We start from the raw sequence: 18586 nt of genomic DNA, 5'->3' as shown, positions 1-18586 counted from the left end.
GCAGTCAGCGCTCACTCGTTGGCATTGGCGGCGTCGTTGTCGTCGAACTCGCTGCTGAACTGCAGCGGCGCGTTGGTGTTTCCAGCGGCCAGCGACTTCACGTAGATCGGCGCCAGCGGTTCTTCCTGGACGATGTCCAGCAACTGTTCCTTGGCCAGTTCCAGCACCGCCAGGAACGTGACCAGCACGCCCAGCTTGCCTTCTTCGGCGGTGAACAGCCCTTCAAAACGATAGAACTTGCCGTCTTCCAGGCGTCCCAGTACTTCGCCCATGCGTTGCCGCACGCTCAGTGCTTCGCGCTTGATGGCGTGGCCGCTGAACAGCTCGGCGCGCTTGAGCACGTCGTGCAGGGCCAGCAGCATTTCCTTCAGGTCCACCGGCGGCGGCAGCTTCACCGTGGCGCGCTCGGGCATGAAGGCATGCGCCACCGTGGTGTCGCGGTCCTGGCGGGGCAGGGCGTCGATGTCCTCGGCGGCCTGCTTGAAACGTTCGTACTCCTGCAGCCGGCGCACCAGCTCGGCGCGCGGGTCGGCCTCATCGCCTTCCTCGCTGACCGGGCGCGGCAGCAGCATCCGCGACTTCACCTCGGCCAGGATCGCGGCCATCACCAGGTACTCGGCCGCCAGCTCGAAGCGCAGCTCGCGCATCACGGTGATGTATTCCACGTACTGCCGGGTGATTTCGGCCACGGGAATGTCCAGCACATCCAGGTTCTGGCGGCGGATCAGGTACAGCAGCAGGTCCAGCGGGCCTTCGAAGGCGTCCAGGATGACTTCCAGCGCGTCCGGCGGGATGTACAGGTCCTGTGGGATCTGCAGGACCGGTTGCCCATGCACCACGGCCAGCGGCATTTCCTGCTGCTGGGGGGCGGGCGGCCGGGTTGGCGGGTTCGCGTCGAGCGCGAGTTCGGAAGTCATCTAATGGACATCAGGATTGCAACGGACCAGTCGCGGCACCGGGTTCGCCGGGCCAACGCCACGGAGCCCCAGGGCACCAGACACGCCGGGATCGGCGCGATTCCACACATATCAAACAGCAGGACGCGCCGCAGTAAACGGCAGCGACAGAACTACGGGGAGGTCGTCTACGTGGCCCGGCCAGGTGGTCCGGTTTGAAGCAGCGGATCTGTCGCCGGGGGCTGCGTGGCCGCAGAAACCGACGGGCTGCTGCATCCAGCCACGTGCAATGGAGTCTAGGGTAAGCCTTTGCTGCGCCAGTGTCCAGCCGGACCGGGGCAGGGGCTGCATTGGCTAGAATCGGCGGACCCGACAACGCAAGCGAGGAAATGCCGGTGTGGTATGTGATCGAAGGGTATGACGGCCAGGATGTGCTGGCGCAGCGGCTGCAGGCGCGGCCGGAGCATCTGGCGCGGCTGCATGCGCTGCGCGACGCGGGACGCTTGCTGCTGGCCGGGCCGTGCCCGGCGGTGGACAGTGAAGACCCGGGCCCGGCCGGTTTCAGCGGTTCGGTGGTGATCGCGCAGTTCGAGTCGCTGCCGCAGGCCCAGGCCTGGGCCGATGCCGACCCGTACGTGGCTGCAGGCGTCTACACCCGCGTGCAGGTCCGCCCGTTCCGCAAGGTGCTGCCGTGAACGCGGAACGGATCGAGCGGATCCGTGGTGCGCTGCAGCAGGCGCTGGCGCCGAGCGTGCTGGAGATCGAGGACGACAGCCATCGTCACGCCGGCCATGCCGGTGCGCGCGACGGGCGCGGCCATTTCAACGTGCATGTGGTCAGTGAGCGCTTCGCAGGGCTGGCTCCATTGGCCCGACATCGCGCGGTCTATGCCGCGCTGGGGTCGATGATGGAGACCGATATCCACGCGCTGTCCATCCGCGCACAGACCCCGTCAGAACAGGGCTGAGTCCTTGTCCCGCACTGTCCTGGCCGGTCCCTGCGGGTCTGGCCACGGACAGATTTTCATGTCCATTTCGGGACATTCGCCTAACGGACTGTTTACAAGCCTGGATGGAAACGCTTACATTCCGCGCCAATGCTGGTAGGTCCAAGCCGTGGAGGGCGGCTTCGTGAACAAGGCAGCTATCACAATCAAAGACGTCGCACGCGAAGCCCGGGTCTCCGTGGCCACGGTTTCCCGCGCGCTCAACGGGCATGAAAATGTCGCCGAACCGGTCCGCCAGCTTGTGCTGGAGGTGGCCGCACGGCTGCGTTACACACCGCACGCCGCCGCCCGCAGCCTGAGCAGCCGCCGCACCAATACGGTGGGCGTGGTGCTGCCTGACCTGTACGGCGAATTCTTTTCCGAGCTGATGCGCGGCATTGACGGGGTGGCCCGCAACCGCCGCCAGCACCTGCTGGTGTCCAGCTACCACGGTGACCAGGAACAGCAGGGCGCCGCCCTGCGTGCCATGCGCGGCCGCGTCGACGGCCTGCTGGTGCTTTCGCCCTATGCCGAGAGTCCGGGCTTCCTGACCGACAACCTGCCGCAGTCGTTGCCGACGGTGTTGATCAACACCTATCTGCCCGGGCAGGACCACCCGGTGCTGAGCATCGACGACCACGCCGGTGCAATGGCGATGACCCGCCACCTGCTGGATGCCGGCCACCGCCGCATTGCCTTCATTTCTGGTCCGGACCTCAACTTCGACGCGCGCGAGCGCCTGCGCGGCTTCCGTGACGCGCTGGCGGCTTCTGGCGGTGGCGCCGAAGGCATCGAGTTGCCCGGTGATTTCGACGAAGCTTCCGGCCATCGTGCCGGTCAGGAGTTGCTGGCAGCCGGAGCGCTGCCCGATGCCGTATTCGCCGCCAACGACATGATGGCCCTGGGCTGCCTGTATGCGTTTACGCAGGCAGGGGTCCGTGTGCCGGCCGATGTGGCCCTGGCGGGTTTCGATGACATTCCACTGGCGCGTTTCGTCCACCCGTCGCTGACCACCATGCAGGTCAGCATCGCCGAGCTCGGCGACCGGGCCATGACGCGTCTGATGCAGTTGATGGACGGCACCTCCACGGATGGGGCAGGGGACAAGCAGACCCTGGTTCCCCGCTTGATTGTTCGCGATTCCACCACTCCGCCATCCGGCCGTTGAAGCCAGAGGCGTTTCTTCTTTTTTTTTGACTGATCGCAGGGACCGCGCAAGCGGTTACCGCCACCCGGAGATTGAGTTGATGATGCATACCACCTTCCGCATGCCGGCGCGCCGGCTGCTGAGCACCGCTCTGGTCAGCTGCCTGATGCTGGCTGCCGCCCCGAACGTCATGGCGCAGTCGGCCAACGCCAGCCTGCGCGGCCAGGTTGCCGGTGCCCAGGCCGGCACCGAAGTGACCGCCACCAACGTGGCCACCGGTACCGTCCGCCGTGGCACCATCCGCGCCGACGGCAGCTACTCGCTGATGGGCCTGGATCCGGGCACGTACAACGTGGTCGCCAACGGCCAGACCCAGAAGGTCACCGTCACCGTGGCTTCGACCGCGACGCTGAACTTCGCTGGCGCAGCCAGCAGCAGCCCGGGCTCGACCGCGGCCACCAACCTGGACACCGTCAACGTTGTTGCGCCGACCCTGCTGCAGGAAGTGCGCACCTCCGAAGTTGGCAAGACCGTCAGCCTGCAGCAGATCCAGACCACCCCGCAGGTGTCGCGCAACTTCCTGGAGTTCGCTGACGCGGTGCCGGGCCTGATCTTCACCCGCGATGCCAAGGGCAACACCTCGCTGCGCGGCGGCGCCACCAATGCAGATGGCACCAACGTCTACATCGACGGCGTCGGCCAGAAGAGCTACGTCAAGGGCGGCGGCGTGGCCGGCCAGTCCGGCAGCGCCGGTAACCCGTTCCCGCAGCTGGCCATCGGCGAATACAAGGTCATCAGCGGCAACTACAAGGCCGAGTATGGCCAGGTGTCGAGCGCCGCAGTGACGGCTGCGACCAAGTCCGGTACCAATGAGTTCAAGGGTGAGGCGTTCTACCGCTACACCGATGAAGACATGCGTGCCAAGACCCCGGCCGAGCGCCAGGGCGGCAAGGAGAAGATGGTCTCGGCCGAGAAGGAATACGGCTTCGCCCTGGGCGGCCCGATCATCCAGGACAAGGCGCACTTCTTCGTGACCTACGAAGCCAAGCGCTTCGACCTGCCGGTCACCATCGCGCCGGATGGCGCGGTCACCGGCGCTGCCGGCCTGCTGCCGCCGGCCGGTGCCGCCGGCCTCGGCCCGGCCAGCCAGCCGTTCCAGCAGGATCTGATCTTCGGCAAGATCGACTTCGAGCCGACCGACAACGACCGCATCGAGCTGACCTTCCAGGACCGCGACGAAACCCAGTCGCAGTTCAGTGGCCAGACCTCGCCGGAAGCCGGCCGTGAAGTGGTCAACACCGACCGTCGTTATGCCCTGCGCTGGAACCACAGTGGTGAGCGCTACTACAACGAGTTGATGGTCACCCACGAAGACTCGTTCAACAACCCGACCCCGCTGACGCTGGCCAACGGCATCACCTACACCGCACCGGACGGCCCCGAAGACCGCACCATCGTGAAGATCGGTGGCGCCTCGGCACTGGATTCGCAGGTGAAGGGCCAGAAGGGCTGGTCGATCGAAGACAACCTGACCCTGGATGGCATCCAGTGGGCCGGTGACCACACCATCAAGATGGGCGTGAAGTACAAGGCGATCGATCTGTACGCATCCGATGCGGCGCAGATCAATCCGACCTTCACCTACTCGCTGGGCGATCCGGACTTCCCCGATTCCATTCCGTACAAGGCGCAGTTCGTCAAGCCGGTGACCGGCGTGACCGGCGTGTCCGGTGAAGTGCGTTCGAAGTCCAAGCAGTACGGCGTGTTCATCCAGGACGACTGGCAGGTCAATGACCACCTGCAGCTGAACATCGGCCTGCGCTGGGACTACGAAAAGACGCCGTCCTATCTGGACTTCGTGACCCCGCAGCAGGTGGTCGACGCCATCTATTCGCAGGATCCGCGCGCCCCCGCTGGCCAGACCTATGCCGATTCGCTGGCACTGGGCGGCCTGGACATCAGCGACTACATCAGCAACGGCCACAACCGCAAGGCGTTCAAGGACGCCTGGCAGCCGCGCCTGGGCTTCTCGTATGACATCAACGCCGACGAGCAGCACGTGATCCACGGTGGTGCCGGCCGTTCCTACGACCGTGACCTGTTCGACAACCTGCAGCTGGAAACCACCAAGCTGGCCCTGCCGCAGCCGACCATCTACTTCCGCAATCCGGCCACCGGCGCCTGCATCAACGGCCAGGCCGCCTGCTATGACTGGAACCCGAACCTGCTCAGCGGGATCGGCAACCTGCAGGCCCTGGTCGGCGCGACCAGCAATGCCGGCCTGGAAGTGGACCTGCTGAACAACAAGCTGAAGGCGCCGTACTCGGATCAGTTCAGCCTGGGCATGAGCAACCAGATCGGCGACTGGCTGACCGACGCCACCATTGCTCGCACCCTGAGCTACGACGGCTTCGCCTTCACCCTGGGCAACCGCTACCCGACCGGCCAGTTCTTCGATGATCCGCGCCTGTGTGGTGGCACCTCCCCGGGCCTGAGCCAGGCCTGGAGCTGCAACGTGCCGGGCTTCGGCAGCCTGATCATCGGCCAGCAGGGCATCAAGACCCGTGCCACCCAGGTCCTGTTGTCGGCACAGAAGCCGTTCACCAAGGAAAGCGGCTGGGGCACCTCGATCGCCTACACCTGGACCACCGCGCGCCATAACCGCGACATCAACGAGAAGTATGCGTTCGATCGCGGCCTGATCGGTGACTACCCGACCATCCGCTCCAACGGCGCACCGCGCCACCGCCTGGTGGTGACCGGTTCGTACGCGGGCTTCTGGGGCATCACCTTCGGCGGCAAGATCACCCTGGCCACCCCGACCGCCGTCAACGACTGGTACCCGGTGATGCAGGCCAGCGGCTACACCCTGCCGACCCCGCAGGCGGCCGTGCCCAACGCAACCGGCAAGTTCCTGGTGGGTGGCAAGATCTTCGGCTACCGTTCGGTCGACCTGCAGGCGACGAAGACGTTCAAGCTGGCGGGCAACACCGAGCTGTACGCCCGTCTGGACATCATCAACGTGTTCAACTTCGACAACTTCTCCACCTACAACTACGTCAAGACCAACGGCAAGCTGCAGGCCAGCTACAACGAGACCGGCGACATCATCGGCACTCCGCGCCAGGTGAAGGCCGAGGTGGGCTTCCGCTTCTAAGCGGCGCCGCCTGCTGCTGTATCCGATGCCGCCGGTCCGCCGGCGGCATCGATTGTGTGAGAACGGCAATGGCCGGCCCCGTGCCGGTCCATTGCCCACGCCGCTGCCGGGCAGGGGGCAGCGGCGTGGGCAATGATCGCGGTGTCAAACCACGTTTTTCGTGGTTTTTTAAGAGCGCATCTTGTAAACGATTTCAGATCATTGGACGGTATGCTTTCCCATCGATCAGACCACCGGAGGAACCGCGCCATGCAGGCACGCCATCTGTTGTCCGCCGCAATGCTGTGCTTGGCGGTGGCCGCCTGCCAGCCGGCCCAGCAGGAACCTGCCAAGCCGCGCCCGCCGGTGATCCTGATCGAGGCCGATGCACCGCCGCGGCCGATGAAGCCGGAGTTGCCGCCGCTGTTCGATGACATCGAGCGCCGCACCTTCCAGTTCTTCTGGGACACCACCAACGAGATCAATGGTCTGACCCCGGATCGCTATCCGTCGCGGCCATTCGCCAGCATCGCGTCGGTGGGTTTCGCGCTGACCGCGTATCCGATCGGCATCGAGAACGGTTGGGTCAGCCGCAACCAGGCGATCGACCGGACCCTGACCACGCTGAAGTTCTTCCGCGACGTGCCGATGGGCCCGCAGCGCACCGGCAAGGCGGGCTACAAGGGTTTCTACTATCACTTCCTGGACATGCAGGAAGGCCGTCGCTACGACAGCTGGGTCGAACTGTCCTCGGTGGATACCGCACTGCTGATGATGGGCGTGCTGTTCGCGCAGTCGTACTACGACGGTGACGATCCGCGCGAAAAGGAAATCCGCCAGATCGCCGATACCTTGTACAAGAAGGTCGACTGGCCGTGGCTGCAGCAGCGTGCACCGCTGATCTCGATGGGCTGGTTCCCGGAGAGCGGCTTCATCGACCACGACTGGATGGGCTACAACGAGGCGATGATGGTCTACATCCTCGCCCTGGGCTCGCCCACGCACCCGGTCAGCCCGGACGCGTGGACGGTGTGGACGCGCACCTATGACAACGACTGGGGTGTCTACCAGGGCCAGGAATACCTGTCCTTCGGCCCGCTGTTCGGCCACCAGTACAGCCACGTCTGGATCGATTTCCGCGATATCCAGGACGCGTACATGCGCGAGCGCGGCAGCACCTATTTCCTCAACAGCCGCTCGGCCGCGCTGGCCCAGCGCGAGTACGCCATCGCCAACCCGATGCAGTGGAAGGACTATGGCGAGAACGTGTGGGGCCTGACCGCCAGCGATGGCCCGCAGAACACCACGCAGGAGTACCGCGGCGAACAGCGCCAGTTCCGCCACTACTCCTCGCGCGGCGCCGGCCTGCGCGAGAACTTCGATGACGGCACCATTGCCCCGACTGCGGCAATCGCCTCGGTGGTGTTCGCGCCCGAGCAGGTGATCCCGGCCACGCTGGAAATGCACAAACGCTACGGCGACTACATCTATTCCAGCTACGGCTTCCTGGATTCGTTCAATCCCAGCTTCAACTACGACATCCCGATCAAGACCGGTCGCCTGGTGCCGGATCGCGGCTGGGTCGCCAGCGACTACATCGCCATCGACCAGGGGCCGATCCTGACCATGATCGCCAACTATCGCAACGACTTCGTCTGGGAAGTGATGAAGAAGAATCCGTACATCCGCAAGGGCCTGGAGCGGGCCGGATTCAGCGGTGGCTGGCTGGCGCCGGAAGGGTCGTTCCAGCCGCTGGAACTGCAGAAGGACGAAAAGGCCGCGGCAGCACGCGCGGTGGGTATCGCCGAATCACGCGCGGCTGCCGCGCAGGAACAGAAGAACAATGCCAACCGCACCACAGGCCAGGGCAAGTAACCCGATGCCGAACTGGATCGACCGCCTGCGCCGCTGGGCGCTGCCTGCCCTGGCCACCCTGGCCGTGGCCGGCTGCGCCCGCACCGAACCGGGCACCACCACCGTGCGCTTCTGGGCGATGGGCCGCGAAGCCGAGGTGGTCAGCGAGCTGATCCACGAGTTCGAGGCCGAAAATCCCGGCATCAAGGTGGATGTGCAGAACATCCCGTGGACCGCCGCGCACGAAAAGCTGCTGACCGCGTTCGCCGCCGATGGCCTGCCGGACGTGTGCCAGCTCGGTAACACCTGGGTGCCGGAGTTCGCCGAACTCGATGCATTGACCCCGCTGCAGCCGTTCGTGCAGCGCTCCACTGTGGTCGATCCGAAAGATTACTTCCAGGGCATCTGGGATACCAACGTGATCCACGGCGAGCTGGTCGGCGTGCCGTGGTACGTCGATACGCGCCTGATCTACTACCGCAAGGACCTGCTGGCCAAGGCCGGCTACGACCACCCGCCGCGTACCTGGGCCGAGTGGGACGAGCAGATGGCGGCGATCAAACGCATGCAGGGTCCGAACCGCTACGCGGTGCTGATGCCGATCAACGAGTTCGAGCAGCAGCTGTCGCTGGCCCTGCAGCAGCCCGACCCGCTGCTGCGCGACGACGATACCCGTGGCAATTTCGCCAGCCCGGGATTCCGCCGCACGCTGTCCTTCTACGCCAACATGTTCGAGCAGGGCTGGGCGCCGAAGATGTCCGAGACGCAGATCTCCAACGTCTGGGATGAATTCTTCCGCGGCTTCAACGTGTTCTACATCTCCGGCCCCTGGAACATCCGCGAGTTCAAGAAACTGCAGCCGAAGGAACTGGAAGGACAGTGGGGCACCGCTGCGCTGCCGGGGCCCGACGGTCCGGGCGCGGGCATCGCCGGTGGCACCAGCCTGGTGATCTTCCGCAAGTCGCAGCAGAAGGAGGCGTCCTGGAAGCTGATCGAATTCCTGTCGCGCCCGCAGATCCAGGCACGCTTCCATTCGATCATCGGCGACCTGCCGCCACGCCGCAGCGCCTGGAACGCGCCGTCGCTGGCCAACGACCCGCTGGCCGCCGCGTTCCGCGATCAGCTGGAGCGGGTCAAGCCGACGCCGAAGGTGCTCGAATGGGAGCGCATCGTGCAGGAAATGCGCATTGTCACCGAGAAGGTGGTGCGCGGTGGCCTGCCGCAGGACAAGGCCGTGGCCGAACTGGACCAGCGCGTGGACAAGGTGCTGGCCAAGCGCCGCTGGATGCATGAACAACAACGCCTGCAGGAGCGCGCGCCGTCGCCGCAATCGAGCAGCGCAGTGGCCGCCGGGAGCGCGCAATGAAACGTACTTCGCTGGCCGGCTGGATCTTCGCCGGCCCCTCGCTGATCGTGCTGGGCGTGTTCTTCGGCCTGCCGGTCGCCTCGGCGCTGGCGCTGAGCGTGACCGACTTCGACCTCTATGCACTGGCCGACAGCAGCAACCTGCGCTTCGTCGGCCTGGGCAACTACATCGACCTGCTGCAGACGCCGATGTTCTGGAAGTCGCTGTGGAATACCACCTACTTCGTGCTGATCGGCGTACCGTTGTCGATCGGTGTGTCGCTGGGCGCGGCCATGCTGCTCAACGCACCGGCCGCACGCTTCAAGGCCCTGTTCCGTACGGCACTGTTCGCGCCGGTGGTGACCACGCTGGTGGCGGTGGCGGTGATCTGGCGCTACCTGTTCCATACCAGCTATGGACTGGTGAACTACGGGCTGGGCCATCTGGGCATCAGTCCGATCGACTGGCTGGGTGATCCCAACTGGGCGATGCCGACCATCATGCTGTTCGCGGTGTGGAAGAACTTCGGCTACAACATGGTGATCTTCCTCGCCGGCCTGCAGGCGATCCCGCATGACCTGTACGAAGCCGCGCGCATCGACGGCGCTTCGCGCTGGAAGCAGTTCCTGCACATCACCCTGCCGATGCTCGGCCCGGTACTGCTGGTGGTCGGCGTGATCACCGTGTCCGGCTATTTCCAGCTGTTCGCCGAGCCGTATGTCATGACCCGCGGCGATCCGCTGCAGAGCACCGTCAGCGTGCTGTATTTCATGTTCGAGGAAGGCTTCAAGTGGTGGAACCTGGGGCGCGCCTCCGCGGTGGCGTTCCTGCTGTTCCTGATCATCCTGGCGGTGACCACCGTGATGCTGCGTTTCGGCCGCAAGAGGCAGTTGGTATGAGTCGTGAAATCGGCCAGTCGCGCTGGTATCCGTGGATGATCAATGGTGCGTTGCTGGTGCTGGCCCTGGTCAGCCTTGCACCGCTGCTGTGGATGCTCTCGGTCTCGTTCATGCCGCAGGGCGAGGCCAGTCATTTCCCGCCGCCACTGCTGCCTTCGAGCATCACCACGCACAACTACCACGAGCTGTTCGCGCGCACCGGCATGGGCGGCAACTTCGCCAACAGCCTGCTGGTGTCGCTGGCTATCACGCTGGGTTCGCTGCTGCTCAACACCATGGCCGGCTACGCCTTCGCCAAGCTCAACTTCGTTGGCCGCGAACGCCTGTTCCAGGTGCTGATGGCAGCGCTGGTGATCCCGGCGCAGGTGGCGATGCTGCCGCTGTTCCTGCTGATGAAGCAGCTGGGCCTGGTCAACAGCTTTGGCGGCGTGATCGTGCCAGCGCTGGCCAGCGTGTTCGGTATCTTCCTGGTGCGCCAGTACGCGCGTTCGATCCCGGACGAGCTGCTTGAAGCGGCCCGCATCGACGGCGCGGGGGAGCTGCGCATCTTCTTCCAGATCGTGCTGCCGATGCTCAAGCCGGTACTGGTGACCCTGGCGATCTTCACCTTCATGGGGGCATGGAACGATTTCATGTGGCCGCTGATCGTGTTGACCGACCAGGAGCACTACACTTTGCCGGTGGCGCTGGCCACCCTCTCGCGCGAGCACATCATGGACGTGGAAATGATGATGGCTGGCGCGGTGGTCACCGTGGTTCCGGTGCTGGCACTGTTCCTGGTGCTGCAGCGGTACTACATCCAAGGTCTGTTGCTGGGGAGCGTCAAGGGATGAAGCGAGCGATCGCCGTTGGACTGGGCCTGTTGTGGACTTCCCTGGCGATCGCCGCACCACCGGCACTGCCGGCGCCGAAGGTACTGGACGATTTCGACGACATCGGCGCCTGGAAGCTGGTGCTGTCCGACCAGGTCAGCGGTTCGCTGCGGCCGGTGAGCGGTGCCGGTGGCGGCCGCGCGCTGTGCCTGGACTACGATTTCCACAAGGTGTCGGGCTACGTCGGCATCCGCCGCGCGCTGGGTATCGAGTACCCGGCCAACTACCGCTTCGGCTTCCAGCTGCGGGGAGATTCGCCGGGCAACGACCTGCAGTTCAAGCTGATCGATGCCAGCGGCGATAATGTCTGGTGGGTCAACCGTCCGGGCTACAGCTTCCCCAAGGCGTGGACGCCGGTCGAATACCGCCGTCGCCAGATCGACAAGGCATGGGGGCCATCGCCGGAGAAGGAGATGGCGCGCAGCGCTGCGGTCGAGTTCACGATCTACAGCAAGGTCGGCGGCCGCGGCACGGTGTGCTTCGACAAGCTGACCCTGCAGGGCCTGCCGCCGCAGGATGATTCGGCGCTGGTGCCATCGGTGATCGCCGACACCGCCACCGCGCTGCAGGACCGGATGATCGACGGAAAGAGCGATACGTTCTGGATCAGTGGCGGGGTCAAGCAGCAGACCATCAGCCTGGACCTGCACAAGAGCCGCGAGATCGGCGGTGCGGTGATTGACTGGCTGCCGAACCTGGAAGCCAATCGCTACACCGTGCGGACGTCCGAGGATGGCCGGGACTGGCGCACCGTGCGCGAGGTGATCGGCGGTGCGGGCGGCCGCGACTGGCTGGCGCTGCCGGATACCGACGCGCGCTACGTGCGCTTCGATCTGCACGATGGCCCGAACTGGCGCTATGGCATCCGTGACATCACGCTCAAGCCGCTGGCGTTCGCGGCCACGCCGAACGCATTCCTGTCCTCGATGGCGGCCGACCTGCCGCGCGGCTTGCTGCCGCGTGCATATGTGGGCGAACAGCCGTACTGGACCCTGCTCGGCCTCGATGGCGGCCAGGAGCAGGCACTGATCAGCGAGGACGGTGCGCTGGAACCGGCCAAGGGCAGTTTCAGCATCGAGCCGTTCATCCGCGTGGACGGCAAGTTGCTGGACTGGTCGACGGTGGCCATCACCCAGTCGCTGCAGGATCGCTACCTGCCCATCGCCAATGTCGACTGGGTGCATGAGAAGGCCGGCCTGGCGGTAACCAGCTTCGTGCAGGGCACGCCGGAGCGCGCGCAGCTGATCGGCCGCTACCGGTTGAGCAATCCGGACAAGGTGGCGCACGAGTACACCCTGGCGCTGGCGATCCGGCCGTGGCAGGTGAACCCGCCGACCCAGTTCCTCAATACCGTCGGCGGCATCAGTCGCATCGATGCGCTGGATGTGGGCGAACAGCTGGTGCGCATCAACGGTGAGCCGCGCATCTATCCGTTGCAGGTGCCGGATGCGCGCTTCGCCAGCACGTTCGATGGCAAGCTCGACGCGATGCATCTGGCCTCCGGGAAATACCCGGCCAGCACGGCGGTGAAGGACAGCACCGGCATGGCGTCCGGTGCGCTGCTGTATACGATCAAGCTGGAGCCTGGCCAGAGCCGAGAAGTGGCGGTGGTGTTGCCACAGACCGGAGGCTGGGCGCCGCAGGCGCTGGATGTGGCCAAGGCGCAGGCACAGGTCGCAGAGCAGTGGCGGCAGAAGCTGGGGGTGGTCTCGTTGCAGGTACCGGCTGCGGGCCAGGCACTGGTCGATACCCTGCGCACCGCCGTGGCGCACATGCTGATCTCGCGGGTCGGCCCGCGCCTGCAGCCGGGCACGCGCTCGTACGCACGCAGCTGGATCCGCGATGGCGCGATGATTTCAGAGGGCCTTCTGCGCATGGGGCGCAGTGATGCGGTGCGTGATTACATCAACTGGTATGCGCCCTATCAGTTCGAGAATGGCAAGGTGCCGTGCTGTGTCGATGCACGTGGCAGCGATCCGGTGCCGGAGAACGACAGCCATGGCGAGCTGATCTACAGCATTGCCGAGTATGGGCGCTATACCGGTGACAGCACCTTCGCCGAACTGATGTGGCCGCATGTGCAGGGCGCCTACAACTACATGGAGCAGCTGCGCGCCAGCGAGCGCACGGACGAGAATCGGGCGCGCAATCCGGCGTTCTACGGGATGATGCCGGCCTCGATCAGCCACGAAGGCTATTCGGCCAAGCCGATGCATTCGTACTGGGACAATTTCTGGGCGTTGCGCGGCTACAAGGATGCGGCATCGCTGGCGGCCCAGCTGGGCAAGGTCGAAGCCATGCAGATTGCCGAATCGCGTGACCAGTTCCGTGATGACCTGCAGGCCTCGCTGCTGTCGGCGATGCAGCAGCACAACATCGATTACCTGCCGGGCTCGGCCGAGCTGGGCGATTTCGATGCGACCTCGACAACCATTGCGCTGGCTCCGGGCGGTGAACAGGGGCGCCTTCCGCAGCAGGCGCTCGGTGCCACTTTCGAGCGCTACTGGAAGGAATTCGTGGCCCGTCGGGACGGCAAGCGCGAGTGGAAGGACTACACGCCCTACGAGTGGCGCAACGTGGCCGCCTTCGTCCGCCTTGGCTGGCGCGATCGCGCCTGGCAGGCGACTGAGTTCTTCTTCAAGGACCGTGCGCCGCAGGCCTGGAACCAGTGGGCCGAAGTGGTCTCGCGCACGCCGCGCAAGCCGTTCTTCGTCGGTGACCTGCCGCATGCCTGGGTCGCCTCGGACTTCGTGCGCTCGGCCCTGGACATGTTCGCCTACAGCCGTGACATGGACGATGCGCTGGTGTTGGCCGCCGGCATTCCGACCGCCTGGCTGCAGGGCGAGGGCATCGCTGTGCAGGGCCTGCGCACGCCGCAGGGCCAGCTCAACTACCGCCTGCAGCGCAGCGACAAGCAGCTGGTGCTGGAGGTGCAGCCGGGCCTGGTGCCACCGGTCGGTGGCGTAGTCTTGCCGTGGCCGTACGCCGGTGATCCGGGCGAGGCGACCATCAACGGCGAAGCGGCCGAATGGACCGACAGGGAACTGCACGTGCACCAGCTGCCGGCGCGGGTCGAGATCGATGTACCGGGCGCGGTGCGCCGCGCCGAACGCAAGGGGCAGTAACGATGAAGCAGCAGGGGGGAAGGGTACGCACGGCCGTGCGTGCCTTGGGACTGGCCATTGCATTGGCATTGCCGGGTGCCGTGATGGCAGCCGTGCCAACCGCCGCGGCAGCGGCTGACATCGCCAGCGCACCAGGCATGAGCATGGTGACCTTCAACCTGCATCACGACCGCGAGGACTGGCCGAGCCGCCGCCGCACCATCCTGGCCGAGCTCAAGCGCCTGCAGCCGGATGCGGTTGCCCTGCAGGAGGTGATCCAGCGCCGCAACGTGCGCAACCAGGCGCAGTGGCTGGCCAGCCAACTCGGCTACAAGTACGTATTCGTGTCCACCGATCCGGTGGGTGCGCCGAAACGTTACGGCAATGCGCTGCTGACCCGGCGGCCGATCCTCGCCCAGGGTGAGCACCTGCTACAGCCGCTGGACGACTACCGGACGGTCGCCCATCTGCGCATCGATGTGGACGGCAAGGCGGTCAACGTCTATGCCACCCACTTCAACGAGCGCAGCGACGAAAATGGCCAGCGCATCCGTCGCACCCAGGTCGAGGACCTGCAGCGCTTCATCGCCAGCACCTCGGCCGGCGCACCGGTGGTGATCGCGGGCGACTTCAACGCGCTGGTCGATGCCAGTGACCTGAGCGAGCTGCGCAGCCATTACGGTGACAGCTACGGCAGCGTGCACGTCAACACCGACCTGGCTAGGGCCAGTACGCTGAACAGGCACTACTACCCGGTGGCCTCGCGGATCGACCACATCTTCTTCCAGCAGGACGCGATGGTCGCACGTGAGGCCAAGCTCCTGTTCGACCAGCCCGATGACAGCGGTCGCTGGGCCTCGGACCATTATGGCGTGTGGACCCGCCTGCAATTCGCTCCGGCGCACTGATGTCCTGGTAGGTGCCACCCTTGGTTGGCACGGACGTGTCCGCGTTCACTCCAACAACGGCGCCGACCAGGGTTGGCCTCTACCAGAGCGCTGCACGCGCCCGGCGCAAAAACAGAAACGGCGGGGATCATCGATCCCCGCCGTTTTTTCACGCGATCAAAGCGCGATCAGTTCGCCGGCGGCGTGCGCTTGGCGCCTTCTTCGTCTTCTTCGTCGGCCTTGGCTTCGGCCGCCTGGGCTGCCGCATCGGCGTGGCCATCGGCGACCGGATCGATCGACGGTGTCACCACTGCATCGGCGACCGGGGCCGCAGCTTCCACCGGTGCAGCTTCAACTGCCACCGGAGCGACCGGCTGTTCGGCCACCGGCGCGGTCTCGACGACCGGCTTGGCTTCAACCACCGGAGCAGCCTCAACGATCTCCGGCTTGGCTTCTACCACCGGAGCGGTTTCGGTAGCGGCCGGCTTGGCTTCAGCCACCGGTGCAGCCTCGACTGCCGCCGGCTTCGCTTCGATCGCCTGAGTGACTTCAGCCACCGGGGCTGCTTCCACCGCGACCGGCTTTGCTTCGACCGCCGGTGTGGCAACAGCCACCGGTTGCGCCGGGGTTGCCGCGTCGATGGCATCGAGCATGCTGGTCTGCACCGGCGAGGACACCGGCTCTGCCTTGGCTGCGGCTTCAACCGCCGCCGGCACTTCGGCGGTGATCGGTGCGGCAGTCTCGACCACGGCGCTGCTCACCACCGCCACCGGTGCGGCGACAGCAGCGACGGCAGTACGGACCGGCTTCTCGGCTTCGACGGCAACCGGTTCGGCTTCGTCATCGAAATCGAATTCCGGCTGCGCACGGGTCGGCTGTGCGGCGGCGACCGGAGTGGCCGGGGCGGCACTGTCGACGTTCGGCTCGACGCCCTCGGCGTCATCACCCTCGTCACCCTCGTCCTGGTCATCGCCCAGGCCGTCACCACCGGCAGCGTTCTCGGCGCCACCGCGACGACGACGACGGCCGCCACGACGGCCGCGACGGCGGCGGGTTGCACCTTCGCCAGCCTGCTCGCCATGGGCGTCGGCTGCAGTCTCTTCACCGGCAACCGCAACCACCTCGGCCTCGCCGGCAGCGTTCTCGACCGGTACTGCGTCCACCGGAGCGGCGGCCACCGGGGCAACCGGGGCGACCGGTGCAGTGGCTTCCTGCGCGGTCACCACATTGGCGGCGACGGCAGTGGCGGCCACGGCTGCTGCCGCGGTCACACCTTCAACCGGGGCTTCGGCGACGTTGCGCTGCGGCTTCTCGGCCGGCTTGTCACCGTCCTGCTGCTGGCGCGGCTGCTTGGGCTGCTTCAGCTTCGGCTGGTTCTGGCCCTGGCCCTGCTGCTCGTTGCGCGGCTTGTTCTGCTGCTGCGGCTGCTGCTGGCCATCCTTCTGCTGCGGCTCTTTCTGCCTGCCCTGCTGCGGCTGCTGCTGGGCATTGCCGTTGCGGCCGTCCTTGTTGCGCTGCTCAGAACGGTCCTTGCGGTTGCCGCCATCCTTCTGCTGCTGCGCGTTGCCGTTGCCACCGTTGCCACGGTTTTCGTCGCGACGGTCCTTGCGATCCTTGTTGCGATCCTTGTTGCGGTCCTTGCGACCACCGTCCTGCTGCTGGCGCGGAGCCGGGGCGGCCGGAGCCGGCGCCGGTGCCGGCTCGCCACCGAACACGCGCTTGAGCCAACCGATCACGCCGCCGCTCGAAGCCGGCGCCACGGGCGCTGCCACGACCGGAGCCGGAGCGGCTGCAGCCGGAGCCGCTTCCTCGCGCACCGGGGCGGGAGAGGTGTGCTTGACCTGGGTCACTGCCGGCGGCGGGATGTTCAGCTGGCCCTTGGTCAGGGCGTGCACCGGCAGCTTGCGCGGGGTGCCGCGCTGGTAGCTGGGCTTGCTGCTCTCTTCACCGAGCTCGTTCTCACGCAGGCGGGTGACCGCATAGTGCGGGGTGTGCAGCTGCTCGTCGGCGACGATCACGATCGGCGCTTCGTGGCGCTGCTCGATCTCGCGCAGGGCGCTGCGCTTCTCGTTCAACAGGTAGTTGGCGATCTCCACCGGCGCCTGGACCAGCACCTGCCCGGTGTTCTCCTTCATCGCGTGCTCTTCGGCGACGCGGATGATCGACAGCGACAGCGACTCGACGCTGCGCATGCGGCCGTGGCCGTCGCAACGCGGGCAGACGATCTGGCTGGATTCGCCCAGGCTCGGGCGCAGGCGCTGGCGGCTCATTTCCAGCAGGCCGAAGCGCGAGATGCGGCCGACCTGCACGCGGGCACGGTCGTACTTCAGCGCGTTGGCCAGGCGATTCTCGACCTCGCGCTGGTGCTTGTTGGAGGCCATGTCGATGAAGTCGATCACCACCAGGCCGCCCAGGTCGCGCAGGCGCAGCTGGCGGGCCACTTCCTCGGCCGCTTCCAGGTTGGTCTGGAACGCGGTGTCCTCGATGTCGCTGCCCTTGGTGGCGCGCGAGGAGTTCACGTCGACTGCGGTCAGTGCTTCGGTCTGGTCGACCACGATCGAGCCACCCGACGGCAGGCGCACGTTGCGCTCGTAGGCACCTTCGATCTGCGACTCGATCTGGAAGCGGTTGAACAGCGGGATGTCGTCCTTGTAGTGCTTGAGCTTGCGCAGGGTCTGCGGCATCACCTGCTGCATGAACTCGCGGGCGTGCTCGTACATCTCCTCGGTGTCCACCAGGATCTCGCCGATGTCGGCGCGCAGGTAGTCACGCAGGGCGCGCACGATCAGGCGCGATTCCTGGTAGATCAGGAACGGGGCCGGCTTGCTCAGTGCGGCTTCGGCGATGGCGCGCCAGACGTTGAGCAGGTAGTCCAGGTCCCACTGCAGCTCTTCCGCATCGCGACCGACGCCGGCAGTACGGATGATCACTCCCATGTCGTCGGGAATGTTCAGCTTGTCCAGGGCCTCCTTCAGCGCGGCACGGTCTTCGCCCTCGATGCGGCGGGACACGCCGCCGGCGCTGGGCGAGTTCGGCATCAGCACCATGTAGCGGCCGGCCAGCGAGATGAACGTGGTCAGGGCGGCGCCCTTGTTGCCACGCTCTTCCTTGTCGACCTGGACAACGATCTCCTGGCCTTCCTTCAGCAGCTCGCGGATGCCGGCCTTGTTGTGGTCGACACCGGCCTGGAAGTAGTCGCGGGAGATTTCCTTCAGCGGCAGGAAGCCATGGCGGCCACCGCCGTACTCGACGAAGGCGGCTTCCAGCGAGGGCTCGATGCGGAAGATCCGGCCCTTGTAGATGTTGGACTTCTTCTGTTCCTTCGACGGCTGTTCGATGTCGATGTCATACAACGACTGGCCATCCACGATGGCAACACGCAGCTCTTCAGCCTGCGTGGCGTTGATCAGCATTCGCTTCATTGTTGCGTTCCTCGCAAGCGGCTACCGCGCGGAACGCCA

12 protein-coding genes are annotated in these 18586 nt (G+C 65.8%); 10 read left to right on the top strand and 2 right to left on the bottom strand.

Features of this window, described 5'->3' with window-relative positions:
- Positions 1-11 precede the first annotated feature (11 nt).
- The gene (locus AC2A1N_RS05210) at positions 12-917 is read right to left on the bottom strand and encodes a segregation and condensation protein A (RefSeq protein ID WP_005417635.1); all 906 of its coding nucleotides are present in this window, start codon (positions 915-917) and stop codon (positions 12-14) included.
- A 374-nt stretch (positions 918-1291) separates the two neighbouring features.
- Here AC2A1N_RS05210 and AC2A1N_RS05205 point away from each other — a divergent pair, with 374 nt between their 5' ends.
- The 10 genes from AC2A1N_RS05205 (at position 1292) to AC2A1N_RS05160 (ending at position 15146) form a co-directional block, all read left to right on the top strand.
- The gene (locus AC2A1N_RS05205; RefSeq protein ID WP_005417634.1) at positions 1292-1591 is read left to right on the top strand and encodes a YciI family protein; all 300 of its coding nucleotides are present in this window, start codon (positions 1292-1294) and stop codon (positions 1589-1591) included.
- Complete coding sequence (locus tag AC2A1N_RS05200) at positions 1588-1863, top strand: BolA family protein (protein ID WP_484371710.1); 276 nt, start codon at positions 1588-1590, stop codon at positions 1861-1863. Before AC2A1N_RS05205 ends, AC2A1N_RS05200 begins: the two co-directional genes overlap by 4 nt.
- 148 nt (positions 1864-2011) lie before the next feature.
- On the top strand, positions 2012-3049 hold the full coding sequence (locus tag AC2A1N_RS05195) for a LacI family DNA-binding transcriptional regulator (RefSeq protein WP_005417630.1): 1038 nt from the start codon (positions 2012-2014) through the stop codon (positions 3047-3049).
- 79 nt (positions 3050-3128) lie between these two features.
- Positions 3129-6185: a TonB-dependent receptor gene (locus AC2A1N_RS05190; RefSeq protein ID WP_484371708.1), complete on the top strand. Its 3057-nt coding sequence runs from the start codon at positions 3129-3131 to the stop codon at positions 6183-6185.
- A gap of 249 nt (positions 6186-6434) precedes the next feature.
- Complete coding sequence (locus AC2A1N_RS05185; RefSeq protein WP_061478010.1) at positions 6435-8039, top strand: glucoamylase family protein; 1605 nt, start codon at positions 6435-6437, stop codon at positions 8037-8039.
- A gap of 4 nt (positions 8040-8043) precedes the next feature.
- Positions 8044-9384 carry a sugar ABC transporter substrate-binding protein gene (locus AC2A1N_RS05180; RefSeq protein ID WP_235648475.1) on the top strand — a complete coding sequence of 447 codons (1341 nt, stop codon included), beginning with the start codon at positions 8044-8046 and terminating at the stop codon, positions 9382-9384.
- Positions 9381-10262, top strand: coding sequence for a carbohydrate ABC transporter permease (locus AC2A1N_RS05175; protein ID WP_005410323.1), 882 nt, complete (start codon positions 9381-9383; stop codon positions 10260-10262). The genes AC2A1N_RS05180 and AC2A1N_RS05175 overlap by 4 nt, the downstream gene beginning before the upstream one ends.
- Positions 10259-11095, top strand: coding sequence for a carbohydrate ABC transporter permease (locus AC2A1N_RS05170; protein ID WP_005417620.1), 837 nt, complete (start codon positions 10259-10261; stop codon positions 11093-11095). Before AC2A1N_RS05175 ends, AC2A1N_RS05170 begins: the two co-directional genes overlap by 4 nt.
- On the top strand, positions 11092-14259 hold the full coding sequence (locus tag AC2A1N_RS05165) for a discoidin domain-containing protein (RefSeq protein WP_484371706.1): 3168 nt from the start codon (positions 11092-11094) through the stop codon (positions 14257-14259). Before AC2A1N_RS05170 ends, AC2A1N_RS05165 begins: the two co-directional genes overlap by 4 nt.
- Before the next feature lie 2 nt (positions 14260-14261).
- On the top strand, positions 14262-15146 hold the full coding sequence (locus AC2A1N_RS05160; RefSeq protein ID WP_346476892.1) for an endonuclease/exonuclease/phosphatase family protein: 885 nt from the start codon (positions 14262-14264) through the stop codon (positions 15144-15146).
- Between the two features lie 167 nt (positions 15147-15313).
- On the opposite strand, the gene rne is transcribed toward AC2A1N_RS05160, so the two are convergent.
- Positions 15314-18547 (bottom strand): ribonuclease E, encoded by a 3234-nt coding sequence (gene rne, locus AC2A1N_RS05155; RefSeq protein WP_484371704.1) that lies wholly within the window; start codon positions 18545-18547, stop codon positions 15314-15316.
- Positions 18548-18586 lie beyond the last annotated feature (39 nt).

This window comes from Stenotrophomonas maltophilia group sp. SKK55 (genome assembly GCF_057179845.1).
The sequence above is the reverse complement of the archived record's forward strand: the minus strand, read 5'-3'. Positions and strand labels throughout refer to the sequence as shown.

Bases quoted from the DNA above. Each gene is read 5' to 3' on its own strand.
- AC2A1N_RS05185 (WP_061478010.1), top strand. From the start codon at position 6,435: ATGCAGGCACGCCATCTGTTGTCCGCCGCAATGCTGTGCTTGGCGGTG.
- AC2A1N_RS05175 (WP_005410323.1), top strand. From the start codon at position 9,381: ATGAAACGTACTTCGCTGGCCGGCTGGATCTTCGCCGGCCCCTCGCTG.
- AC2A1N_RS05170 (WP_005417620.1), top strand. From the start codon at position 10,259: ATGAGTCGTGAAATCGGCCAGTCGCGCTGGTATCCGTGGATGATCAAT.
- AC2A1N_RS05190 (WP_484371708.1), top strand. From the start codon at position 3,129: ATGATGCATACCACCTTCCGCATGCCGGCGCGCCGGCTGCTGAGCACC.
- AC2A1N_RS05210 (WP_005417635.1), bottom strand. From the start codon at position 917: ATGACTTCCGAACTCGCGCTCGACGCGAACCCGCCAACCCGGCCGCCC.
- AC2A1N_RS05160 (WP_346476892.1), top strand. From the start codon at position 14,262: ATGAAGCAGCAGGGGGGAAGGGTACGCACGGCCGTGCGTGCCTTGGGA.
- AC2A1N_RS05180 (WP_235648475.1), top strand. From the start codon at position 8,044: ATGCCGAACTGGATCGACCGCCTGCGCCGCTGGGCGCTGCCTGCCCTG.
- AC2A1N_RS05165 (WP_484371706.1), top strand. From the start codon at position 11,092: ATGAAGCGAGCGATCGCCGTTGGACTGGGCCTGTTGTGGACTTCCCTG.
- rne (WP_484371704.1), bottom strand. From the start codon at position 18,547: ATGAAGCGAATGCTGATCAACGCCACGCAGGCTGAAGAGCTGCGTGTT.